This is a genomic window from Paenibacillus sp. TAB_01, from assembly GCF_043945595.1.
Lineage (GTDB): Bacteria > Bacillota > Bacilli > Paenibacillales > NBRC-103111 > Paenibacillus_S.
In genome coordinates this window covers 2904860-2929870 of record NZ_JBIFNP010000001.1, presented here as the reverse complement: position 1 = coordinate 2929870, position 25011 = coordinate 2904860, and the positions used below count along the sequence as shown (strand labels likewise).

The 25011-nt window shown below is 49.5% G+C and carries 21 protein-coding genes and 1 pseudogene; 2 read left to right on the top strand and 20 right to left on the bottom strand.

What is annotated here, in order from left to right; translation table 11 throughout:
- Positions 1–13: 13 nt before the first annotated feature.
- The 12 genes from rbsK to ACHHV8_RS14045 form a co-directional block, all read right to left on the bottom strand.
- Positions 14–919, bottom strand: coding sequence for a ribokinase (rbsK, locus tag ACHHV8_RS14100; RefSeq protein ID WP_395158889.1), 906 nt, complete (start codon positions 917–919; stop codon positions 14–16).
- Positions 920–975: 56 nt separating this feature from the next.
- Positions 976–1374, bottom strand: a complete 399-nt coding sequence (gene rbsD / locus ACHHV8_RS14095) for a D-ribose pyranase (RefSeq protein ID WP_395158887.1) — start codon at positions 1372–1374, stop codon at positions 976–978.
- Between the two features lie 37 nt (positions 1375–1411).
- Positions 1412–2281: a carbohydrate ABC transporter permease gene (locus ACHHV8_RS14090; RefSeq protein WP_395158885.1), complete on the bottom strand. Its 870-nt coding sequence runs from the start codon at positions 2279–2281 to the stop codon at positions 1412–1414.
- Position 2282: 1 nt separating this feature from the next.
- Positions 2283–3245 carry an ABC transporter permease gene (locus ACHHV8_RS14085; protein WP_395158883.1) on the bottom strand — a complete coding sequence of 321 codons (963 nt, stop codon included), beginning with the start codon at positions 3243–3245 and terminating at the stop codon, positions 2283–2285.
- Between the two features lie 115 nt (positions 3246–3360).
- Entirely contained in the window at positions 3361–4902 is a 1542-nt protein-coding gene (locus ACHHV8_RS14080) for an extracellular solute-binding protein (protein ID WP_395158881.1), read from the bottom strand.
- A gap of 128 nt (positions 4903–5030) precedes the next feature.
- Positions 5031–6842, bottom strand: coding sequence for a sensor histidine kinase (locus ACHHV8_RS14075; protein ID WP_395158879.1), 1812 nt, complete (start codon positions 6840–6842; stop codon positions 5031–5033).
- Positions 6839–7231, bottom strand: coding sequence for a helix-turn-helix transcriptional regulator (locus ACHHV8_RS14070; protein WP_395158877.1), 393 nt, complete (start codon positions 7229–7231; stop codon positions 6839–6841). The genes ACHHV8_RS14075 and ACHHV8_RS14070 overlap by 4 nt, the downstream gene beginning before the upstream one ends.
- The gene (locus tag ACHHV8_RS14065; protein ID WP_395158875.1) at positions 7207–7887 is read right to left on the bottom strand and encodes a response regulator; all 681 of its coding nucleotides are present in this window, start codon (positions 7885–7887) and stop codon (positions 7207–7209) included. Before ACHHV8_RS14065 ends, ACHHV8_RS14070 begins: the two co-directional genes overlap by 25 nt.
- 4 nt (positions 7888–7891) lie before the next feature.
- The gene (locus ACHHV8_RS14060; RefSeq protein ID WP_395158873.1) at positions 7892–8341 is read right to left on the bottom strand and encodes a hypothetical protein; all 450 of its coding nucleotides are present in this window, start codon (positions 8339–8341) and stop codon (positions 7892–7894) included.
- Positions 8342–8408: 67 nt separating this feature from the next.
- Entirely contained in the window at positions 8409–9902 is a 1494-nt protein-coding gene (locus ACHHV8_RS14055) for a sulfatase (RefSeq protein ID WP_395158871.1), read from the bottom strand.
- A gap of 511 nt (positions 9903–10413) precedes the next feature.
- Positions 10414–10845: an NUDIX hydrolase gene (locus ACHHV8_RS14050; protein WP_395158869.1), complete on the bottom strand. Its 432-nt coding sequence runs from the start codon at positions 10843–10845 to the stop codon at positions 10414–10416.
- Positions 10846–11028: 183 nt separating this feature from the next.
- Complete coding sequence (locus ACHHV8_RS14045) at positions 11029–11541, bottom strand: GNAT family N-acetyltransferase (protein WP_395158866.1); 513 nt, start codon at positions 11539–11541, stop codon at positions 11029–11031.
- Positions 11542–11881: 340 nt separating this feature from the next.
- Between ACHHV8_RS14045 and ACHHV8_RS14040 the strand changes: the two are divergent.
- Positions 11882–13334, top strand: a pseudogene (locus ACHHV8_RS14040) (IS1182 family transposase).
- Between the two features lie 165 nt (positions 13335–13499).
- Here ACHHV8_RS14040 and ACHHV8_RS14035 read toward each other — a convergent pair.
- From ACHHV8_RS14035 to ACHHV8_RS14025, 3 genes are read right to left on the bottom strand one after another with little or no spacing between them, the layout of a single operon-like run.
- The gene (locus ACHHV8_RS14035; RefSeq protein ID WP_483874879.1) at positions 13500–18920 is read right to left on the bottom strand and encodes an S-layer homology domain-containing protein; all 5421 of its coding nucleotides are present in this window, start codon (positions 18918–18920) and stop codon (positions 13500–13502) included.
- Positions 18892–19965, bottom strand: coding sequence for a hypothetical protein (locus ACHHV8_RS14030; RefSeq protein WP_395158864.1), 1074 nt, complete (start codon positions 19963–19965; stop codon positions 18892–18894). The genes ACHHV8_RS14035 and ACHHV8_RS14030 overlap by 29 nt, the downstream gene beginning before the upstream one ends.
- Positions 19886–20119 (bottom strand): hypothetical protein, encoded by a 234-nt coding sequence (locus ACHHV8_RS14025; protein ID WP_395158862.1) that lies wholly within the window; start codon positions 20117–20119, stop codon positions 19886–19888. The genes ACHHV8_RS14030 and ACHHV8_RS14025 overlap by 80 nt, the downstream gene beginning before the upstream one ends.
- Positions 20120–20658: 539 nt before the next feature.
- On the opposite strand from ACHHV8_RS14025, the gene ACHHV8_RS14020 reads away from it, so the two are divergent.
- Complete coding sequence (locus ACHHV8_RS14020) at positions 20659–21039, top strand: ester cyclase (protein WP_395163502.1); 381 nt, start codon at positions 20659–20661, stop codon at positions 21037–21039.
- A gap of 105 nt (positions 21040–21144) precedes the next feature.
- Here the strand turns inward: ACHHV8_RS14020 and ACHHV8_RS14015 are convergent, their stop codons facing one another.
- The 5 genes from ACHHV8_RS14015 to ACHHV8_RS13995 form a co-directional block, all read right to left on the bottom strand.
- The gene (locus ACHHV8_RS14015) at positions 21145–21492 is read right to left on the bottom strand and encodes a VOC family protein (protein WP_395158860.1); all 348 of its coding nucleotides are present in this window, start codon (positions 21490–21492) and stop codon (positions 21145–21147) included.
- 221 nt (positions 21493–21713) lie between these two features.
- The gene (locus ACHHV8_RS14010) at positions 21714–22241 is read right to left on the bottom strand and encodes a hypothetical protein (protein WP_395158858.1); all 528 of its coding nucleotides are present in this window, start codon (positions 22239–22241) and stop codon (positions 21714–21716) included.
- 174 nt (positions 22242–22415) lie between these two features.
- A complete protein-coding gene (locus ACHHV8_RS14005; protein ID WP_395158856.1) occupies positions 22416–23027 on the bottom strand; it encodes a zinc dependent phospholipase C family protein in 612 nt (203 codons plus the stop codon).
- A gap of 799 nt (positions 23028–23826) precedes the next feature.
- Positions 23827–24222 (bottom strand): cupin domain-containing protein, encoded by a 396-nt coding sequence (locus tag ACHHV8_RS14000; RefSeq protein WP_395158854.1) that lies wholly within the window; start codon positions 24220–24222, stop codon positions 23827–23829.
- Positions 24223–24248: 26 nt separating this feature from the next.
- Complete coding sequence (locus tag ACHHV8_RS13995; RefSeq protein WP_395158852.1) at positions 24249–25001, bottom strand: carboxymuconolactone decarboxylase family protein; 753 nt, start codon at positions 24999–25001, stop codon at positions 24249–24251.
- Between the last annotated feature and the right edge of the window lie 10 nt (positions 25002–25011).

Genomic DNA, 25011 nt, shown 5'->3' with positions numbered 1-25011 from the left:
GTGCGCGAAGTTGTTATCTTAAAAACGCTTCGACTTCTTCCAGCGACGGAATCGAAGCCTGCGCCCCATGCCGGGTAACCGCAATCGCAGCTGCAGCCGAAGCATAGCGCAGCGCTGTTTCTACCGGATTACCAGAGCAAATGCAGGCGGCGTAGCAGCCGATGAATGTATCCCCCGCTGAAGTCGTGTCCACGGCCTGAACCGGGAATGCCGGGGTAAAGATGCGGCTGCCGGCGTTATCAATGTACAGAGAGCCTTGCGACCCCAGTGTTACGATCACCTCACGAACGCCGCCATCTATAAAATCACGCGCTGCTTGAACAGCGTCCTCGTTGCTTTCAACAGGTCGGCCGCTTAAATATTCGGCTTCCGATTCGTTCAGAACCAAGGTGCCGATGAGCGGGAGCACATCTTCCGGGATGCGGACCGCCGGCGCAGGGTTAAAGATGACCTTCTTTTCTAGCGCTTTGGCCTGTTTCATCACGCTAAGATTCGTTTCCCAAGGAATTTCATTCTGCAGTACAATGACCTGGGCCTTATCGAAGAAAGCTTGACTTACATCATCCTCCAGCAGCAGTCCGTTGGATCCTTCCGTCAGGACGATCTGATTCTGACCCGCATCGTTGACCAGAATATATGCCATTCCCGTGGAGCCCGGCTTCACCGACACGCCCGACATATTCACGCCTTGCAGCTGCATCGATTTCATAATGTCCGTTCCGAAGGCATCCGTGCCGACCGCTCCGATCATCGTGACATGGCCTCCCGCACGTGCAGCAGCGACAGCTTGATTCGCGCCTTTCCCGCCGTAATGGAACTCCGTGCCCTTGCTCTTGATCGTCTCGCCGGGTACCGGATAGTTCGTAACTCGGCTGACGACATCCATATTCATACTGCCTACAACTACGATCCGACTCATCGTTTATTTATTCCCTCCCCTTCTCTTCCGGCCTGGCCCGCAAGCGATTGTACGTATTAGAATGTAACCCCCGATTGCAAAATAACATTGGCATACGGCGTACACTCGCCTGTCCGAACGACTGCGACCGCGCGCTCCGCAATCAGCTTCTTCACGCCGTCATGCGGAAGCTCATGTACAGGAACGCCCCCGATCGTTTCCATAAACTGTGAGTAGATAGGGCTTCCGGCGGCACTTAGCTCAGCGGCAATCCAGGCCTCTTCCATTTGCAGCTCGGTTAGAACGACCCGGAGCGTCTCGATAAAGCCCGGTACCCCGGCCGTCAACGCAAGATCGATCCGCTGGACATGAGCCGGGATGGGCAGCCCGCAATCCCCGATCACGAGGCTATCTCTATGTCCCATCTTGGCAATCACATGGGAGATTTCCGAATGCAGCAGCCCTGTTTTCTTCATAATTTATCGCATCCTCCGATTCGGAATAAGTACCGGCCTACCCTTTGACAGAGCCCATCAGCATCCCTTTATTAAAGTATTTTTGCAGGAAAGGATAAATGACAAGCAGCGGAAGCGCCGTCAGCACGATCGCCGCCATTTTTACAGCCGGGCTGTACTGGTATTCGGTCGTCATGTTCTCCAGGCTGGTATTCCCTTCGTTCATCATTTGCCGCAAAAATACTTGTAAAGGCCACTTGGCCGAGTCGTTTAAGTAGAGTACCGCGTTAAAATACGAGTTCCAGTTCTGCACCGCGTAGAATAGCGTGAACGTAGCAATTGCCGGCATGGACAACGGCAGAATGATCTGCCAGAACAGTCTGAGCTCGCTGCACCCGTCGATCCGGCCGGATTCCTCCAGCTCTATAGGGATATTCTGGAAGAAGCTGCGCAGCACGATCAGGTGGAACGGAGCAATCGCTCCCGTCAGGAAGAGCGCCCAGAAGCTGTTGAGCAGGTGCATCTCTTTCACAACCAAATAAGTCGGAATGATACCGCCGTTAAACAGCATGGTGAACAGCACCATGAAGTTAAGCACACGCCTGCCGTTCAGCCATGGCTTGGATAAGCCGTACGCCATAAGCGAAGTAAACACCATATTAACGATCGTTCCAAACACGGTAATCGTGATGGCATTCTTGAACGAGCCGACGAATTGATCGCTGCTCATCAAATAGCCGTAGGCATTCAAAGTCCACTGGTGGGGGATCAGGAAGAAACCGCGGGTTAGAATCTCCTCTCGCGGTGCGAATGAGGTCATAAGCACGTACAAGAACGGGAACAAGACGACCAGCAGACTAATGACCAGAATCCCATTAATCACTATTTTAAATTCCGGCTCCTTGCCCCGGGAATCATAGGCTCTCATCTTAGTACACCCCCTCTTGTCCGAATGCCTTGGCCATACGGTTAGCCACGACGATCAGCACCAGGCCGATCACGGATTTGAAAATACCGACCGCAGTCGAGTAGCTGAAATTGCCCTGCAACACCCCTGTACGATATACATACGTATCGAACACATCGGCAACCGACAGGTTCACCGGATTTTGCAGAAGCAGAATGTGTTCGAAGCCGAGCTCCATCACTTGTCCGAGACGCAGAATGAACATGATGATAATCGTGGATTTCAGCGCCGGGAGCGTAATGTGCCATACCTGCTTCCAGCGGTTCGCGCCATCGACGACAGCGGCCTCGTAGAGTGTCGGATCAATTGCTGCCAAGGCGGCCAGGAAGATGATGGCGTTCCAGCCGGTTTCCTTCCAGATGTTCTGAGCCACGTACAGGAACCGGAAATAGTGAGGATTGGTCATCAGCTCGATTCGGTCATAGCCCATACTGCTTAGCAGATTGTTAATCCCTCCATCCTGCGTCGCGAACAGTACTACTGTAATGCTGACCACGATAACCCAGGACAAAAAGTGCGGCATGTAGATGATCGTCTGCACCGTGCGGCGAAACCACGCTTTGCCTACTTCATTAAGCAGAACAGCGAACAAGATCGGCGCCGGGAAGAACAGGAACAGATTCAGGCCGCTGAGCATCAGCGTATTGCCGAGCAGTGTCCAAAAATCCGGATCCGTGAAAAGGCGCTGAAAATTGTCGAAGCCGACCCAAGGACTGCCGGTAAAGCCGTCAAACGGATCGTATTCCTGAAAGGCGATCATCAGCCCGCCCATCGGAACATACTTGAAGATGAGGAAAAATAAAAAGCCGGGCAATATCATCAAATACATAGGAATCCCGCGAGCCCAAGAAGACTGTCGTTTCCGTCTGGATAACCGGGGAAGAGACGTTGGTGCCGTTGCCGATGGTTGTCTTCCAGTTTGCATAGTTCTCCTCCTCAAATTTTGCGAAGCAGTGCTTCGGAGAAGTTCTTTTCTCAATAACTTTCACATGTTCACAAAGGGGGAGGCTCTGCAGCTGACACAGGGCCTCCTGCTTGCCTTATTTTGCCGATTGCTGATAAGCGTCGTTGTATTCTTGCGTAATCTTGTCTCCGCCGTCTTTCTTCCATTGCTCTACCGCTTGATCCAGCGAATCCACCGGCTGCTCACCCATAATGACTTTAATCAAGGCTGTCATAAACTTCTGATCAATGCTAATGCCGGTTTTCGTCTCGGTAGCCGACTCGAGACCCGCAGCGTAGTTCGTCATCTTATACGGCTCGCTGTTCTTGAACCACTTATTTACGTTGTCCACCATTGTCTTATCGTCCCAGAGACGAATTTGCGTATTAAGATCAAAGCGGCGCAGGTACCAGGAGGAGATGAGAATCGGACGGTCTTTATCAAACGCATCCAGCTTCACATATTTGTCGCCGTCTTTCTTATAGTGTACGCCTTCGATTCCGTTCTTGTTGAGCGTATTGCCCTCATCGGATACGAGGTAATCCAGCAGCATCAGCATACGGTCTTGTTTCTTCTTATCGATCTTCGCATTGACGACGATCCGCTGCGTAATGGCATTCGTCGCCGTACCCTGCAGTCCTGTAGGACCTTTAGGAGGGAGCAGCTGTACCGTTTCCGCCTTCGGATCGATCTTCTTCGTGTTCGGGTCGATCGTTTGGTAAAAGACATTCGGCACGACATCGTCGATACCAACCTTGCCGGCCTCGTATTTATCCTGCGGGTCCTTGACCTTGTTGATCGCGAAGTCCTTGTCGAGCACGCCTTCGGCATAAGCTTTAGCCATGTATGCGGCGAAGTCCTTCAGCTCTTTTGTCTGCGTATGCCAGCTAAAGAGCTTGCCATCCTTAAGGCCCCAATTGTTGACGAGACCGAAGGCGAATTTGATTTGGTCGATATGCTTCAAGTCGGTTTTGTTCGGAACGAGGGAAGTGGAGAAGCCGTACGTATCGTTCTTGCCGTTGCCATCCGGATCCTGCTTCGCGAATGCCTTCGCTACGTTGTAGAACTCATCCACCGTCGTCGGCATTTTCAAGCCGAGTTTATCCAGCCAATCCTTGCGGATACCCAAGGACAATTGCGTTTCGATCTGGTAGTAAGGCAAGCTGTAATACTTCCCTTTCGGGCTCATGAACTGCAGCTGCTCTTCGCCGCCGAGCTGCTTCGTCAGATTCGGGTATTTGCTGATGTAGGGCTTAAGGTCAAGGAAAACTCCTTTATCCCGCCACTTCAAGAAATCGTCCTTCATGAGCAGGAAGGAATCCGGGAACTCGCCGGATGCTGCCATAACATTCAGCTTTTCATTGTAGTTATCCTGGGAGATCCATTGAAACTTCAGATCGATATTAAATTTCTTGTTAAGATAGTCGATCATCGGATTGTTCGCCGGCCAACCGCCGCCTTCATAGCTGATCGCCATGATGTTAAGCTCCAGCTTATCCTTCAGATCGTCTTGTGCGCTTTGCGCAGCAGGTGCGCTCGCGCCTCCCTTGTCCTGGCTTGGCGCGCTGCCGCCTGAGCATCCGGCGACCATACTGGTCGCAAGCAAAGTAGCTGCGGACATCGAAAACCATTTATTCAATTTATTTCCCCCTTTAGTTTCATCTTTACACTTCTAATTATAGTGCGGGGAAACTCGCTTTTCGTTACCTGAAATTACGATTTTTAAACCGATTTTACGGATTATTCGGCGCATGACTTTATCTGATTTTACGCTTTCAGCTGATCGCGCAGCAGCGGCATTCGTAAAGATACGACAGTACCTCTGCCGACGAAAGAATCAATATGGACGCCATAGCCCGAACCGTATTTCAGTACGAGTCTCGTATGCACGTTGAGCAGGCCGAGCGACTCGCTTTCATAATAATTCGTCATGTCTTGGGAAGAGATCCGGTTCAATTTCTCCTCGATTTCCCGCAGCATCTCCGATTCCATTCCCGTTCCGTTATCCGCGATCTCCACGACCAGCACGTTCTTGTCGTCATATGCGCTGACGATGATCGTCCCTTTCCCCTCCATCGGCTCCACTGCATATTTCACCGCATTCTCGATGATTGGCTGCAGAATCAGCTTCACCACAGGACAGGTCTGGAACTTCTCATGGACATACAATCGGCTGTTAAAATGGTTCGGGAACCGCACATGGATGATCTCCAAATATTTCTGCAGGTGGATGATCTCCTCCCGCAGCGTCACCTCCATCCCGCTGAAGCGGGCTGTATACCGGTACACGTCGGCCAAATTGCCGGCCATTTTCTCTATCATCGGCATCTCCTCGAGGTAAGCCATGCTCTGGATAATGCCCAGCGAGTTGTAGAGCAGGTGCGGGTTGATCTGATTTTGCAGCGCCTTGATAAGCGCTTCTTTCTGCATGAGCTGAGACTGGACATCCTTGAGCTTCAAGGTCGTGTTCGTCTCGAACAGCTCCTCCAAACGGCTAACCATGATATTGAAGCTGCGGTTCAGCTGCTGGAATTCATCCATGCCGGGAACCGATACCGAACGGACGCTGAGATTCCCTCCGGCCACCTGACGCATCAAATTTTTCAATGTCAGGATGGGCTGGACGAACTTCGCCGACAAGAACGGGACGATCAGCATAATGAATACGGCGATCAAGCCAAGGATAATCAGGGTGGAACGGGTCGCTGCTTGCAGCTCGCCGGCCATCTCCTCGAACGGCACAATGGATATAATTCGCCAGTGGGTGCGTGCTGATATGACGGTCGCAACCAAGTAATCCTTTCCTTGAAATGACTGAATCGTCGCCTCCTGATCCTCCGGCAGGTTGAGTCCTGCAAGCCCGGTCTGCGAACGCTGCAAGCCGTTCCAATAGTGGTTGGCATGATACACAATCGTGTCATTGTCGGAGAGAATGAAGAATTCCCCGGTCTGTCCGAGCTTGGAGCGGCTGAACGCCTGATGAATCTCGGTGAGCGAAATGTCAATAACGAGATTACCGATCAATTCGACCGATTGAATGTCGAAGATAGGCAGCACAATCGATAAGACACCTTCTCCCTGGCTGCCGGGATAGTCTGCCAGATGGGTCGGAATGATGTATTTCGTAGACTGCAGCGGCAGGCTGCTCCACGGCTGAGACGAGTAATCGTTGTTGCCGACGAACGATTGACGGATCGACACAACCTCTTGGCTGCGGGAAATCAGGAACATGTTCTGGATTTCCGGGAAGTTCAGCGCTACATAGCGGCGCAGCTCCCGGTCGATATCATCGCTGTCTCCGGCTGCATGCTCCTTGCTCACCAGCCAATTCTGGATGGTGGCGCTTTCAATAAGCGAGCTCGACGACCGCTGAAACTCTTTGAAGTAGTAGTCCAGAAAATAATTCAGCCGGTTCGTAGCTTCATAGGAAATGTTCACGAAGTCCTTCTTGACCGCCCGGCTGTAGTAATAATGCGAGTAGAACGCGAGCAGCAGCACGGACACGATACTGACGCTGAGGAACGCGATAACCATCTTAGTCCGGATGGACAGCCTCTCAAAGGAACGAAGCCTCCTCATATGCGATGCCTCTTTCTAAACTCAAGCGGTGTCGTCCCCACAAGCTGCTTGAATACGCGATTGAAGTAAGGCAGAGAGACGAAGCCGACCTGATCGGCCACCTCATATATTTTCGTCTCCGGAACGAGCAGCAATTCCTTTGCTTTCTGAATGCGGAGCTGATTGACGTAGTTAAGGTACGTAAGACCGGTGGACTTCTTGAACAAGGAGCTGAAGTGCGATACGCTCAAGTGCGCCATCTCCGCCGCTTCCGGGAGAGACAGATTGTGCGCGTAATGCTTGTCGATATGCTCGCATACGCGGCGAATCGCCATTTTGACGTGCTGGCTGCCGTATTGGGGAGACAACTCGATCCAAGCGTCTATCAGCCCGTGAAAATGACGCCGCACCTCCTCTTCCCTCTCCGCGGTAAGCGGATATCCGGGGAAGCCGGGTCCACACCTTGCAGCAGCTCATTCAAGCGGCTGGACAGCAGATGAAGCAAGCTTGTCTGCATCCCGGCAGGCACCTTCAGCTTCATGGTATCGTTCACCAGCGAGTCGATGTGCTGCACCAAGTCCATCTGCGCTAGATCCGGCAGCGTCTCCGAAAACTTCTGAATACGGCTTATCGTCTCCCGGGTATCGGACATACCGTCCAAGCGCCGGACGGAACGACGGAGCGCCTCATGCAATTCCGCCTCATTCACCGGCTTCAGCAAATATTCGGAAATGCCGTGCCGCATCGCCTGCTTCGCATATTGAAAATTATCATAACCGCTGACAATGATGGTGACCATCGGAAGCTCGTGCACGCTGATCTGCTCTGCCAGCCAAAGGCCGTCTTTACGCGGCATCATAATATCGGTAATGAGAATGGTCGGCCAATTCGCTTGGATAAACTCCCACGCGTCTTCGCCGTTGCCAACTTCGCCTGCGACATGAAAATCCGACCTGAGCTTCTCCACCATCTCGCCGATGGCGTTGCGGATCCACAGCTCGTCTTCTGCAATTAAAACCTCGATCATCATCGTCCCCTCGCTTCTTGTGTTGTTCTTATCTTTCATGGTATCATGCCCCAAGCTGTTTCGCACAGAAGCAAAAAATTCGTTCAACGTTGCCGCTGAACGAATTTCGATTAAAGGGCAGGCAGCTCGAATGTGTCCTCCGTTTCTTCAATCCACCGGGCGAGGCGGGCATGACACCGTTCGCGCTCCTTCTGGAAATGAATATCGAAGCATACATTCGCCATTTCATAAGGTCGTCCTTCGTATGGAAGAGGAGCCAGTCCTGTCCCGGCATGCACACATACTTCCAGCCGTCCCGCATCAGCACGCCGCGCCATGCCTGTTTCACCGAATGAACGTGGAATTTGCGCGGGATTTGCTGCAGGTACACCGAATCCGGCTCAGGCATACATAGCGCTTCTGCGTTTCTCCGGCAGAGATGGTCCGGCACATTCGGGTCTCCCCTGTAGCCGAGCGCCTGAGCGCGCAGCTGGTCGCCAAACACCCAGATCACGTTGGGACGCCGCTTAGGGAATAGGTCGAGCGGCGTGTCGGCTGTAGAAATTACTGTACATCCCGCCTCACCCTTTCTGAGCGTCTTCCGGTAGCTTACGCTTCAGGCCAACCCGCTCATACTGCTCGTCAGGCGCATCGCTCTCCTCCATTAACCGGATCAAATGGTCCGTCATATAAGCCTCGATTTGCTCGTCCTGCAGAGGAGCTTGCTGCTGCGGATCCGTCTCCGTATCGAACAACAGCGTCCCGAAGTGATGCAAGTCGTTGTATGGATTCGCCGTAATCTTCATGGTTTGCAGTTCCTTGGTGAAGGTGAACGGCTTGGCTGCCTCCCATGTCTTCAACTCGTCAAGGGTGAACAGGCGGCGCATATGGGATGGCATCAGCGTATAGTTGTAGATCGGTCCGTTTTCCGGTGCTGCGGGCGCCTTCATATATACATAGCGGCCGTCCGTACAGTTGATATGGCCGCCGTGAATGCCGAACAAGGCCGCTTGCCTGACTGGCTCATCTGCAGCAATCGATTCCTTCAGCGGTTTGCCCTGCATATCCTGCGGAATCGGCACATTGAAGTAGTCGAGCAGCGTCGGCGCCATATCGATCATCTGGACGAGGCTGTCCCTTCGCTCCCCGGCCTTGCCGCAGCGCGGGTCCCAGATGAACAATGGCGGGCGGGCGATTTCGTTGTAGAACGGCTGAATATTTTTGGCCCACCAGTCGTGTTCACCCATCAGGAAGCCGTGGTCGGAGTTAACGATCAGCATCGTATCCTTCCACAGATCAAGCTCATCCATCAAGTCCAGCACCTTGCCGAGATAGTGATCGCACATACTGACGAGAGCGGCATATTCGAAGCGGCAATGCTGTACCTGCTCGGGGGTTTCCTCGATGCGCCGGTATGGCGGCCAGTCAAAATGCTTGCCATTGTAGTCATGAGGGTACATGTCTCTGAACGTCTGATGCGCGAAAAACGGCTCGTGCGGATCAAACGTCTCTACCTGCAGGAACCAATTGTCCTCGGTATAATTCTCGCGGATGAACTCCGCTCCCTTCTCGAAAACCTGCGCCTGCGGAAATTCGGACTGTTCCTTGATATGCTTGCGGTTGATCCAATCCTGGATAACCATTCTTCCTGCACTGTGACCACCGAGGCCCGTCGTATGACCTCCCATATAATCCGGCATCTCGGGATCGCGAATCTCGCCCTTCCACGGGTCGCCTTCTTGGCCGCGGACAAATTCATACGTACTGTACCGGTTATGGTACGTGGCGCCGCCGTCCTCCCAATAATGCTGATGGTCGGTTACCAGGTGAGTATAGACACCGTACAGCTTCAAAATTTCCGGCATCGAATCATCGAACGGCTCGAGCGGTCCCCAGCTGCGGTGCAGGAAATTGTATCTTCCTGTATGCAGCTCTCTTCGGGCCGGCATACACGGCATGCTTCCTACAAAGCAGGTGTCGAACGTCACAGTTCGCTCTGCGAGGCGATCAAAGTTAGGGGTCTTAATCCATCCCCCGTAAGGCGGCAGCATGTGGCGGTTCAAAGAGTCGAACATAATCATAATTGCTTTCATTAGTATAGTGGCACGGCGAGCTACGGATGGGGCAGCTCAGTCCCGTGCCCCTCCTTTCGGATATGATGTGAGCCTCGACACAAGAAAGCGCTTACTTTCAAGCGGGTAAACTTATCGCGTTGTTGCGTTACATGCAACTTTGTCATTTTGGAACCGATTCCGAAAACTAGCGTACCATAACCGTTTGATAGGGGCAACGGGATTTTTAGTTCTGCAGGTATCCTTAGTCCATCAAACGATAGATGCGAGTTAAGCTGATTCTGCCATATGGGGCCCCATCCCGGTTGTATGTTATTCCATACAAAAAATAATTATTCTCGTTGATAATTAATGTTATTAAATTATATTTTGGTAACTTGAACCTAAGGTAAGACTTTGGTCATTGAGTTTTGACAAGAACCTGATCCCATAAAACAAATAAGCCGCGATTTACGCGGCTATTAATGAGATAGCGCTCTTATCACTCGGCATCTAATGACTTATGTAAAATAAATTATTCAAACCACTGCCTTGGTCCGATCGTATGGAATAAATGATCACTATCAGGATTCAACGCATCCTTTATACGTGAAACGGTAAAATCACTAATCGGCCTTGGCAGATCGTCTACATTAAAAAATTTACATTCTGTTACTTCCTCAGCATCTGGCTTCGGTTGTCGTATATCTTCCGCCTTGCATTCGAAAACAAAGTGATGCATATCGTGAGCGGGTTCATAATACACGCCTGTCAACCGTCCTACAGCAGCATCGAGCCCCGTCTCTTCAAAAACTTCTCTCTTTGCGGTATTCTCCGCAGACTCATTTTGCTCAGAGAGCCCCCCAGGCAGTTCCCAATTATATTTCCCGTAGTTATGTTTTACTAGAAGAATTCTTCCTTTTGAATCCATAATGACCGCAGCGGCTCCAACTGGCTTTTTTGACATCCCGATCTCATCCCCCAAGTAACTTTAATTGTAAAATGGTTATACCCCTATAAACGGTAAATATTGTTCATTTGTTTCGAAATGAATTTAAGTAGCCTGCCAGGGCATCTAGGAAGTGCATAATGTTCTTACGCCCTGCTGAAAAGGCGATTCATTGAGCTTAAGCTTATCGTGCCCTTTAATTTAAAGCCGCAATCTTAAAATCATTAAGTCTTCATCGAAATACTGTTCATCAAACTTTAATGCTTGTGGTTCTACACCGTAAACTTCAAACCCCAGCGAGACATATAAGCGTTTTGCTGGTTTGTTATTAGACACAACCGTCAAATGAATCTGTTTCAACCCTTCACATTCTTTTGTTGCTTTTTCAATCAAGGCTATTAGAAGGGCTTTACCTAGCCCCCGTCCTCGAAATTTAGGCTCTACGTACATGCCGTAAATATTTCCTTTATGTGCCGTCTTAAGCCTGTTTTCACGTGAAAAATTGACAATGCCAACTAATGTGTTATTGTCGTCAAAACCTCCCAATGCAAATTGATCTTTTGTCTGGTGTATCCTTTCTATAAAGTACCCCAGAGGTTTAGTTTTTTCTTGCTCGTACGTTGATCCAAATGCATCCGGATCATTTTTCAATGCACGCAACCTTACTTCCTTGTACACTTGGGCATCAGAGTCATTCAACAGACGAATGTTCATTAGTCACTTCCGTTCAATTGGTATCCGTGTCGGTCACAGTAAATAAGCACGATATAACCAACATATTGTTCTTATTCGATGCGGTATTCTCATATTCCTTGCTGTCTAAGTACGAAACCAAGCCAAATAATGTTGTAAATATAACTGGAACCGCAACTCCCCCGGGTTCGTAAATGCAAAAAGTAACTAAGCTCTCGCATAAGCAAAAAAGATGACCTCTGCTCAATACGAGGCCACTGAAAAAGTCCATTAATGAAAAGGTACAGACTCTCAATATTTTGAGGGCGCTGTGCCTTTTTTCTTGTATACTTTAAAGTAATACGTCGGAAGGGTGAAGACCATGTTCCAGCCTCAACTTTCTTTTGCATTAAGCCCATACACAGCGCTATATGACCTCATCGTGCCGAAAGACAACATGCTACGCCAGATAAATGAGCTGGTTGACTTCTCCTTCGTCTACGACGAATTGAAAGCTAACTACTGTTTGGACAACGGCCGTAACGCCATCGATCCGTTGCGGATGTTTAAATATCTGCTTCTGAAAGCTATTTTCGAGGTGTCGGACGTGGATCTGGTCGAGCGCTCCCGGTACGATATGTCTTTTAAATACTTCCTTCAGATGGCTCCGGAAGAAGCCGTCATCGACCCGAGCTCCCTTACGAAGTTCCGCAAGTTGCGGTTAAAAAACATGGATCTGCTGGATCTGCTCATCGGCAAGACAGTTGAACTAGCTACTGCGCAAGGGATTTTAACGAGCACCTCCATCATCGTGGACGCGACGCATACAAAAGCCCGTTATAACCAGAAATCACCGAGGGAGATTTTACAGCGACCGTTCCCGCAAATTGCGAAAAGCCATCTACTCTATCGACGAATCGCTGAAGGGGAAGCTACCTGCCAAGAACGCCGTGGATACGCTCGAGGCCGAGATCGACTATTGCCAGAAGCTCATCGAGGTTACCGAAACCGGGCTTGGTATCGCCCAACTGCCTAAGATTACAGAACCGTTGAATCTGCTAAAAGAGACCGTCGAGGATGACATAGAACAACTGCGCATCTCGCAAGATCAGGATGCGCGCGTCGGCTACAAGAGTGCAGATTCCTCGTTTTTTGGCTATAAGACGCATATTGCCATGACCGAGGAACGAATCATTACGGCGGCAATTGTAACGACCGGAGAGAAGAACGATGGCAAGCAGTTGCAATCGCTCATCGAGAAAAGCAAGGCTGCGGGCATGGATGTAAAGACGGTAATTGGCGATATGGCCTATTCGGAAAAAGAAAACATCGCATACAGCAAGGAAAATCAGATTGAACTCGTCTCCCGGCTTAACCCACAAATCACCCAGGGTATGCGCAAAAAGGAAGATGAATTCGAATTCAATAAAGATGCAGGCATGTATGTATGCAAGGCAGGCCATATGGCGATTCGGAAAGCGCGGACAGGAAAAAAGGGAATCAGCAAAAACCAAAAGGACACTTACTATTTCGATGTGGAGCTATGCAAACGATGCCCCTTCAAAGAAGGATGCTACAAGGAGGGCTCTAAAAGTAAAACGTACTCGGTGAGCATTAAATCCGGGGAGCACGCCGAGCAGATGGCATTCCAGGAAACGGAGTATTTCAAAGAGAAGGCGAAAGAACGGTACAAGATCGAGGCCAAAAACAGCGAACTTAAGCACCGGCACGGGTACGACGTAGCCACGTCCTCGGGTCTGTTAGGCATGCAGATACAAGGAGCTATGGCCATATTCGCAGTAAACTTAAAGCGGATATTGAAACTGGCTGACTAAAAAATAGCGTAAAGCCCTATGAAAAATGCGGTACCCTCCGAGAAAATCGGAACAGGTGCCGCATTTTTTTTCGCCTAACGCCTGGACTCACCGAAAAAACGTAAGTTTTTCAGTGGCCTCGCTCAATACAGAGATCATCTCTTTAAACTAATTTTGTTGTGTTTCTTATTTCAACGAATCAATCAAAGAAGCAATTTCAGGGTTCAATTCCAAGGAGCGAAGCAATACGGTCAATGCCTCGGCACGAGTCGAGTTGTTATCCGGAGCAAAGGAACCTTCACCCTGGCCGTTAATAATGCCGGCCTTGGCTGCCGCTTCGATCTGGTCTTGATTCCACGAATCGCCGATATCGGTAAACGCGGTGCCGTTTGTTCCTTGAACGGTAGTCAGGTTAATGATTCTGGCGATCATAGCGACCATTTCTGCACGGGTGATGTTTGCTTCTGGTTGGAATGTGCCATCTTCATAACCGTTGATGATACCATTGGATGCAAGTGCCAAGATCGCTTCTTTAGCCCAGCTTTCGTTGATATCATTAAACTGAGCGTCCTTCAATTCGCCAGTACCGATATTGAAGGTTTTGGCAACGATAGCAGCAAACTCGCCGCGAGTAATAGGAGCATCCGGTTTAAACGTGCCGTCCTCGTAACCATTAACGACTCCAAGCTTCGAGAACACATGAATACTTTCAGCTGACCAATGATCGGATACATCAGCGAAGGTTACTGCTTCATTAGAAGATTTTATTTTCTCTTCCAATACCTTCTTCAATACGGAAACCGAATCTGGTTTGCTCAGATCGAAGACCGGTTGGCCTAGGGTCGTCGTTACCACAGGTGCCGATGTTTCCGGTGCGGATGGTGCTGTTGGCGTTGCTGGCGCCGTCGGTTCTGCCGGTGTTTCCGGTACAGATGGTGATGTCGGCGCTGCCGGTGCCGACGGCGACGAGGAATTGCGTCTCGACCGGTTTGTTATGACCGTTACGCTCGGCCCATCGGTAGTCCAGCTGCCTGCCTCATCCCCTGCCTGTACTGCAAAGGTGTAGCTGGTTCCTGCAGCGAGACCTGTTACATTATAACTGTATACCGCGCCCGTCACGGTTGTAAGCGGTGTCGAGCCCTGATATATCGTATAGCCGGTCACACCCACATTATCTTTTGCTGCAGTCCATGTAAGTGTTGTACCTGATTGTGTCGTATTACTTGCCGTAAGCGTACTTCCAGCCGGCCAAACCGGTGCTGTCGTATCGCCCGTATCCGTTGAAGCCTGAGTGGTAACGTGAACCGTCTTAGCCTCTGACAAGTTATTTGCCTCATCTGCTGCCTTTACACTAAAGACATAGGACGCGCCTGCGGTGAGCCCTGCTACTTCGTATGAATATACATCCGATGTTACGGTCCGTACAAGGGAGGCACCGTTATAGATGTTGTAGCCTGTTACGCCTACATTATCTTTTGCCGCAGTCCATGTAAGTGTTGTACTTGTTTGAGTCGTGTTGCTTGCCGTGAGCGTACTTCCAGCTGGCCAAACCGGTGCTGTCGTATCGCTCGTATCTGTTGGAGCCTGAGTAGTAACAAGAACCGTTTTAGCTTCCGACAAATTATTTCCGCCATCTACAGCCTTTACGCTGAAGGTATAGGCCGTGTCTGCAGCGAGCCCTGCTACTTCATATGAATATACGTCGGACGTTACGGTTTGTACAAGGGATGTACCGTTATAGATGTTGTAGCCTGTCACGCCTACATTATCTGCTGCCGCAGTCCATGTAAGTGTTGTACTTGTTTGAGTCGTGTTGCTCGCAGTGAGCGTACTTCCAACAGGCCAAACCGGTGCTGTCGTATCGGTTGAAGCAAGCTCGGTGGCGTCTACCCGCACGTTATGCAGCATGACGGTATTATTGGTGCTCGTACTGCCATATTCGTATGAGGAGTTGCCAGAGTTGTTAATACGGATGCCGAAGCCGCCGAACCTGTTGTTACCCAAAGCGCCCGTCTCATCCGTCCACAAGAGGTCAACCGAATTAGGCAGATTTTGTTCGGTTTGCAATGGCGTCTTCTCAGACAGCGTCGAGGCTTGTACGCGAAGGGTGCTGCCCGTTACGGAAACCGTAATGGTGCTCTTCGGCATAAAAGCGGCTGTCCTAATGGGCTCGCTCAACGGAGTCTGATCGGTGCCGTCATATTTATACAGCGTCCATGTCGTAGCGTTAGATCCGCCGGCAGCGGTACGTTCTACACGCAGGCCGTAGCCCTTGCGGGTCGCCGGATCGTATTTAACATAGATATCCATGAAATGTCCGTTGCCGCCGAAGCCCTGGCCCTCTACCTTACTCGTGGAGTAGTTCAGGCTCAGCGACATGTCGCTGTAGCTGCCTGGCTGGCCGAACACGAATCGGGTGTTCGTACCGCCCGAATTGCTTTGAAGGCCCCAAATCTTATCCGTGCCGTTGCTTCCGATTCCCCATCCCCAAGGCACTCCTGTACCGCTCACGCGGTCAAAGAACCATCTGCCCGTTGTGGTGGTATTATCTTCGTTCGTAAAATACAAATTCTTAAAGTCGGTATACAACGATGTTTCCGTTACGTCGGCCGTCGTGACCGCACGGTTGGTGTATACCGTAATAGGGTCGCCGGCGGAGCTGAATTCATACTTCGGTGTGATAACGGCGCGCAGGTAGTAGCCTACGTCGTACTTATTAGGAACGTAGTTTTTATACGGTTCGTCTACGAAAAGTTCCTTAGCGTCGTTGCGCATTGTGCCGATATGAATACCGTTCGTCGTATCTGGCCCCGTCTCGCGGTACCATTCAATGACGGAGGTATCCCTGTATCCGAGCTGATCCAGCGTGTAGCTTAGCGTCGCAAGATTCTCGCTGATTTCTATTGCTGGCGCCGTAACTGCGGGCGCAGGGACGGCCGTCGGCCGGATGTACAGCGTCGCGCCGGCCGAGATACCGCTTGGAAGCGTGCCCGTCACAATCGTTTTCACGATAGCGCCGGTATTGTTGGGCTTGGCGGTCAGCGTAATGACGCCGGTCGCGGCGTCGATGGTGCCGTTCAGGAGATTCGTATCGTACGACCAAACGGTATTTTTTACATCGACGGAATCCGCCGGAGCCGGAGCTGGCGTCAAAACGGCTCTGTTGGTGTTGTCCGTTTTATCGGAGTACATGGTTTTACCCGTTGCACCGATTAAGAACCGATACGGCAGGTGGGCGTAAGGTTCCCAGTCCGCGTTGTACTGGCCTTTCGGATCCCAGCCGTCATTCCCCTTCAAGAGGTTATACACGTTGTATTCCTCGCCGACCTTAAAAGCATCAAGAGCGTCACCAGTCAGCGTGACGGAGGTCTGCGGCTGGGACGGGCTGATGACGAGCGGCCTTTTTTCTTCACCGATCGTGTTGTTCGACACAAAATGGCGGGCGTCCTCACGCACCACGTTTTCCCACTCGACGGATTCGATCCGGCCGGTGAACTGGGTATCGATGATGGCGAAGATAGCGTTCGCATTTGGTCCGATTGCACTGGACTGCTTGGCAAGGTAAACATCCGTACTGGTCATTTGCGGCATGCCGACGATCGTGCTGCCCAACAGGACGTTGATGCCGCCGTTACCGGCGCCGCTGACGGACGGGTGGTTGCCGAAGAAATGGAAGGTACTGTTCTCGAACACGTTGACACCGCCGGCGAAAATGGAATCGTCGGTTAATTGGAAAAAGCTGTCTTTGAAATATGCACGGGTTGGCGCAAGGTTAAGCATCATGTTCAAATAGCCGATGAACCGCGTGTTTTTAAAGTACAGCTTGTCCGGCGCACCTGTACCGTTGGCTCTCGTTAAAACCTCGGCGTGATTTTTGGAGTCTATGCGCTTGTTCATATTTTGCGTCGGGTCGCGCGGATAAATCAAATCCTCCTGCGCGTAGTTGGCGATGGTGATGTTCTCTCCATGGAAGCCTGAGGAAATGCCCAGCGAATACCAGCTGCCGTTCGCGCCTAAGCCGGTCTCGCCCCCCTCGCCGCGGTTGCCGGTGATGATCGCGTCTGTCGCATCCTCGGTCAGGCCGATGAAAGAAATGTTCTCGCCCTGAATGCTGAGGCCGATATTCGGACCTGCAATCACGCCGCCTTCCTTATACGTCAAATCCGTCCAGTACACGCCTGGGGCCACATACACCGTCGTACCTGCGGGCAATGTCAGATCGCGCTGGTTTCCGGACAGCGTTCCCAAGGTCTGCAGCGTTGCCGCGACGTAAGGGTTTTCAAGCTCTTCGGCCGAAGCGTAGGCGTTCAGCAGGCGATGCGTCTCGTCCACCTGGACCCATTTTGCATACAGCACCATGGAACCGGTCGCCTTTTCGTTCAAAAAGTCCCACATATGGACGCTGGTGGTTTTATCTGTATACCAGCCCACAAATACCGAACCGTCCTTTGTTGGACGCGCAGGAACCGCGATGGCGTCGCCGGCATGCACACGCTGCGGATCGACCGCGCTGCCGCCGCCGGTGTCAAACATAACCAGCTGATCATCGCCGCTTATCGCGTAGATATCGGACCAATCGCTTTCTCCGAAAGCATTGACCGCCTTGATTCTAAAGGCATATGTTGCGTCCGCGCTGTCGGCTTGTGCCAGAATGGCGTTCAAATTGGCGAATGGATCCATATTCTGCGTGATAAAGGTAGTGGGCCTGGAATTCGCTGTAACGGTTCCGAGGGTTTCCCAACTGCTGCTCCCCTTATCCCACTGAATTTCATAATGGTCTGTCGTCACATCCTTGTTGACCCAATCGATTGTAAAGGTGTCTTTGTAGACAACAATCTTGCCGGGTGAAGGTATAAATGTACCCGCAGCATCGCTGAAAGCAGAACGCTTTTCGTCGTTGACTTTGACGCTTGAAATTACAGGGGCTGCGGGAGCCGAATCGGGAGCCAATACAGGCATGGTGCCGGAATAGGTCTCGATTTCGTGCTTCAAAGCATCCGCTTGCTCCTCGGTCCCTGTAGGCCATACGACATTATTATCTGCCGGCCTGAAGGACCAATCCAATTGCGCTGCGGGGGTTGTAGTCATAGCCGGATTCGTAGTCGTCGAACCCGCAGCAACCATAACACCGATGTCCAGCATCGGGTCAAAGTTCACCTTAGAAGCCTCGTCAAGAACATTTGGCTGAAGGTTTAGCGCAGCATCCTTGAGGTTTTGAAGCTCTATATCGGTAAGACCTGCCATATAATCTGTATTATTTCTAAAGCCGGCCACACTACTAGGGAAGTCGCCTTCCGTTACATCCTCTTTGGTGATAATAAAGCCGGGAGCGTCTCCAAAGAAATGGTTAAATCCGGCGTTTGCCGTGATGGTTTCGCCGGGCCCGGGCATATAATCAATGGCTTGAGAGCCCCTCGCATGGCCCTGGCGGCTTCTAAGGAATGGGTAGTTGACGTTGACAAAGATATTGCCTTCCGCCCAAATGGTAGCGTTGTGAGCGCCGCCAATACCATACCCCGTGTTTCTGTCCAATAGCTGATTATGATAAGGATGCCCCTGTACATCTTCATACAGGTTGTTAAACACGTGAATCCTGCCGTTTCGCACACGGGGGGTCCTTTCCGCCGAGCCATCGAACCAGTTGTGGTCTATGGTGCCATAGTGAGCGCTTATTGAACCGGTTCCGCCGCCAATCAGCAGCGACCTTGCTGCTTTCGACATATTTATTGTAAGAAATCGTATAGTTTCTCGCGTGGTTGGTGATGTCGGTAGCACCGTCACCCTTTGCTTGGTCAGGGTCTTGATTCAGAGCGAGATGCTTGTTCTGCCCGTAACCAAACGTACAGTTATGAACCCACAGGTTGGAAGCCCTTACCGTTGAACTCGTGCCATTGAGCTCGATGGCGTCATCATACCACTGGTCGAACTTAAGGTTGCGGAACTCCACGTTGTGGGCCCCGCTGGTGCTTATGCCCCAGCCAAAGATCGTCGCGTCGGGGCCAATACCTTCCAAGGTTACATTGCCGTTGCCTTGGCCGACCTGAATCATACGGTTGGCGTTTAACCACGAAGGTCCTACCGTGCCGGAGTTGGCAACGGTGGAGTTGACCGTTTCAAAAGAGCCGACAGTGCCCAAGAAGCGAATGACAAGAGGTTTTCTCTCATTTGCAGTCGTTCCTCTGTCTGCTGTGAATACATCCGCCGGAAGGGAAGTTTTTACATTTTCATGGGTTACATAGATAATTTTAGCAATAGGATCTTCTCTGCCATCCGGCAAATATCCGCCTATAGCCCCATTGAGAGCAAAATCGTTGGTTCCAGGGAACGTATTTACGTTGGAAGGCACAAACGCTGCGCCATTACGCGGGAAAGACCTCGTTTCAAGGTCGGTGAATGTGTGAAGAACCGTCGTGCCGTCAGCCGACCTGACTTGGATTTCATATTCTCCTTTGGGAAGGCCGGGAATGTCCACACGCCAGGTGTTGCGGGCAGGATCCACCTTGCGGACAAGCTGGGCGTCCACTTCTTTCCAGTCTACGAGCCAGCCTGTGATGGGGCTGTTATCTCTCCAATCATAAGCGCCCAGGGTCCGGCACGTAAGCCTTGTATCCGCCGGCGGATTGGCCTGTCCAAGCGGCATATGCCGTTTCAAACCAAGTGCCTGCTTGCTCTGTACCTGTGGATACAGTACCTGCGGCTATAACCGTATCGTCGCCATTCTCGGCAAACCCGATGGTCGGGAACATACTTAGCACAAGAAGAACGCTGATCAGAATGTTGACTACTCTCCTCTTTGCTGCAATCATACATACACCTCTAATCTTTTTATGTTTGAAGGCTGCCCTGCGTACCCGCAAAACTAAATGCATCCTCCTTCCGTTTAGCGCCATGGCTGCGGGCGGATTGGCGGTACCATAATAAAAACTCAGCCAGGTCATATTTCATCCGGTAGTATACCAGCTGCGATGTCTGATGATTGTCAATAATTAATAGCGAGCGGTTGCATCCCCCTTCTTGCCAGTGATGAAAGCACTTACAAAAATAAATGTATTGGCTCAAGGTCGTTACAGTCAATATGCATATATTAACCTTGTTCCAAATGGAACGAGATATAATCATTATATTGGAAAATAGTAGCGACGAGATTCCTGGAGTGCTTGATAAACAAGCAAACCGGATATGGGCATAATCATTTGAGGTGGTAAACATTATAGGCGTTACGGAGCACCGATGATCCCTACTCGCAGCCTTGTTATGGGTCGGAGCGTTCGCTCTCCCTAAGTTAAAGTTCACACGTCAGTCCCTTGGCTTTCATACAGTGTAAGAATAAAATTGTCACGACTAAATCTTACACTGTAAGAAAGAAGGATGGATATGGAAGCAAATAAGCTTAATTGATGGGGAAGCAGATGAACCGGGAGGCGCGTTTGACGGAATACGGCAGCAGTTGGAGGCATTTCAACCCTATCAAATTCGTATCGAGGAATTGATTGCCGAGAACGACCGCGTAGTAGCTCGCATTATTCAAAATGGAACCCATAGCGGTACGCATCCCAGGATGCCGCAGCCGACCGATCGGCGCTTCAAGAACGAAGCCATTTTTATATTTACGGTAACCGATAAGAAGATTACAGAGATCCGGGCCGTCAGCGACCGCTTGGGACTTTTTTTGCAGCTTGGCTGGGATTGGCCGATGATCATCAAGCCCGTTTTGAGTTTGATTTGAACGCCCTGCTCGCCGGATTCGCGTTATTCTTGTCCCAAACCGGTCAAGAAGAAAATTAGCTTGAGGGGCATTCTGTTGGCTTAATAGCAAATAAAAGATAACTCGTTATTTCTCCCAAAGCTCGATCAGCCGGCCATCCGGATCTTCAATCCAAACAAACTGTCCATATTCACCGGTCTCTTTTTGCTTTGCAAGAGGTACACCCATCTGTTCAAGATGTTCAATAGTCTCGTTAAGATTATGTACTTGGAAATTTAACATCACTTGTTGGTCTGTTGGAAAATAACTGTCTGTCTCGGAAAAGAAAGAAAAAATAGTCTCATTTCCTGCTTGGGGTTTGATGATAGCCCCATTCCAACTTCCTATTTCAATCTTCAATACTTCACTGTACCATTTTTTGGTAGCCTCAAGATTTTTAGTTCTCCAAAATATTCCGCCGAAACCTTTTATCATCGTAGTTAACTCCTGTCTGTCATCCAATTTTTAGGTATGCGATTACATGAAGTATTCGAGATAGTTATTCGAGATTTAAACTTAAGTTCCTTTTTCACTATACTGCCCAGCTAACTAGAAAATTGTACCTCTATTTTATAAGATTTTTCCGCTGCAGTTCAGTATTGCTTGATCTAGTACAATCTCCAATAAGCTGCTTCTAGTTCTTTTTTAGACTTACGCTATGAGTTATTTTCAGGGTAGTTCAATCTTTGTAACCAAGCGTGACCGTTAGGATATTCCTTTTCAAGGGCTTCTTTGAGCCATTGCTTCTGCTCGGGATTAAAGGGATTAAAGGGATTAAAGTAAGCTACGGATGAATTAAAATCTTGATTATGGTCTGCCGCATTGAATCCATCTAAATAACTGGATTTATAAAAAAGGACTACTTCAGGAGCTAGATAAGGGACTCCATCGGAAGTTGTTAATATTGCTTTATGTATTTCGCGTTTTATTTTCATTTTCCCTGGCAAGTAAAAACTCAAATTATCATGTTCATTGAAAAGAAACTCTATATATGTAAAATCTGTTTGCTCTAACTTCTCAAGATCAAATCGATACATGTCTTGCCCGATAGGTTCTAAAATAACCCGGTTCTCATTGGCTGTGAAACAAAACAAATTTCGCTTTTCAACCGATTCATCTTGCTTTTTATTTAGCTCAAGAACAACTCCTCCGCCACATGCTTGAAGTACCCTCCATCTTCCCAAAACACGGTAACATCTAAGTCTTTAAGAGTTCTGGGCTGTCTACAACTCCCCGCAGAAGATATATAGCGAAGTGTCAACCGTCCGATTTGTTAGTGTACTCTGTCCATTATTTTAATGAAAAAGGAGTAGCTGCCGCGCGGCGATCTACTCCCTCGTTTACGTTATCGTGATCCGTTAGCTTAATCGCATATTAGACAAAACCACCATACTCTCGTCAACCGACCTGTTAATATAGTCAATGATTTCAAAGTTATTGTTATTAAACAGCTCCAGCACTTCATTCATGAGAACTTCATCAATTGTAAAATCCTTTCTCAGCAAGTCTAGTAAGGCAGGTAAGTATTCGCTATTATATCCTTCTATGTTAACAGCAGGCAGTACATGCTGATGAAGTTTCAGAGAATAGTGTTTTATGATTCTTCCGTTTAGCCTTTCAAAGTCACGATAAGCAACTTGTAGTTTCTCCTTCAATTGCTGTGGAGATGCAATTCCCACGATTTTTAAATATAATTCTAACCAAACTGTATCCGAAATTAAGTGACATAAATAGCCAAGATAAAAAGGTTTGTTCATAGTATCTTTGTAAGTATCATAAAAGCGAAAGTAGTTGATATGGCTTTTTCCACTTGCATCAATTTCCTTGAAATGTGTTACTCCTTTTGCTACACCCATGAGCCCATGTATATCCGGCGCTATTCCCCCGAGCATAAACTCGTTCCTGTTCTCAATACCTAACCTATCAGCTAATAGTGATGAAATACAATAGTGCATGACTCTTGACCCCATCTATATGCCCCCTTTTTTGTACTGTATTTATCCTCCATTATCCATATTCTGATAAACATGGATATATTTCAATGGTCGTAAACTAACATGCCAATGACAATAAGATAATAAATTGCGCAGTATCAAGATCCACATGGTTGAGTCACTACTTCTCCATTAAACTGCCCGTTAGCCAACCATGCCCCTCCCGCCGCCCCACAGAGTAATGAAAATTGGGCTTATCAATTTTATGATATTCTTATGGCTGGCGAGGGAGATCAATGGACTATGGTGTCGCGAATCCAATCGTTAGTCTGACTCCAACGACCTTGGTGTACCACGGACTGCTGCTCCTTTTTGATAGCACACACGGTAAATTAACTCTATTTGGTTACTGTACCGGACCTCATTCGGATTTGCCGTAGAAAGGTAAGTATCACGGATGTTCTCATTGAACGAGCAAGCGGTTTAGATGTTCACAAGAAGAATATCGCGGCTTGTATCGCTACATCGGAAGTCCAGGCAACTTAGACAAGTAAGCCAAGTAGCCGCTGTTCAGCCGGATCCCGCTCATACGCTAACCTTGCGTCTCCATCACTTTGATCATCTTGATAGCGTTAGGGACACCGCTTTTCGATGTACGTACGAGTCAACTAGCAGGGTTGAATTCGTCGAGGGACTTTGCCTTCTATCTCTTTTCGTTTTGCGTCGAGGTCAAAGTGCGAGGACGCTTTTCATACAGCCTACTGTTGCCTATCCGGGAACCTATAACAAACGACAGCCGTAATCGGCTGCCGTTTTTGCGTGTTATTTTCATATATTAGAGTTTACTATACTCTTCATCGGTTACCGGTTCTAACCAATCTGTATGCCCTGGCGTAAGCGCTAAGTGCACAAACCAGCTGTCCTTCACAGCCCCATGCCAATGCTTTACGTGGGGTGGAATGTTTACCACATCACCTGTTTTTAGTAATTGAGCCGGTTTCCCTTCTTCCTGATACCATCCCTCGCCGCCTGTCACTAACAACACTTGCCCGTCGTGATGAGAATGCCAGTTATTGCGGGCACCCGGAGCAAAGGTGACATTGCCGATAGCTGTATTCAGTGGTGTTGGGTCGGTAAACACCATTTGTAAATAGGCGTCACCGGTAAAATACTGTTCCACTTTTTGTCCCAATGGGAAGACTGCGCTATTGCTTAAATGCTCATTCTTCATGTTCAATCTCCTACTTCCCTTATATGTTATGCTGGAATAATTTCATTTACGCAGCTTAAAGCGTTTAATGTTCTCGGGAAACCCATATAGGGAAGGCAATGAGTGATGGCGGTAATCATCCTAGCCTTATCATTGCCCACATTCAGGTTGCCCTGCACATGCGCTTTGACTTGACTCTCACAGCCGCCAAGACTGCTCACAATGCAGAGGGTAAGCAGCTCCCGTGTCTGCAAATCAAGGCCTCCGCGGGTATAAAAGTCGCCAAAGCAGAAGGCTGAGAGATAGTCCTGTATATGTTTTTGATTGGATGGAGCACTCTCCCGTATTTTGGTAATGATATCCCCGAAAATCTCTACCTGCACGGCCAGTCCCTTGTCGAGCCGATTCTCTTCTTCAACCTGCTTTTGGCTCTCAAGCGGCAAGGCAATATTTCTGGCTTGGAAGACTTCGTTGACTTCAGTGATGGCATTCAACGTTTTGGGAAATCCAAGGTATGGCGCACATTGGTAAATGGCTTCTTTGATTTCGACCGGTGTGAGTCCGACATTCAACGCGGCATGAGTATGTGCCTTGAGCTGAGGCAACGTTTGATTGGCTGCAAGCACCACTACAGTAATAAGCTCCCGCTGCTTGTTATCGAGGCCGCCTTGATAAAAAACTTCCCCAAAAATGAAGCGGCTTAAAATATCTTGAAATTCCGGATCGGCAGCATAGGCCGCCGGCACTCCATCTCCGAATAGTTCTTTATATATTTTTTGGCTTTTTTCAATCCGATTCATAGTTAAGCCT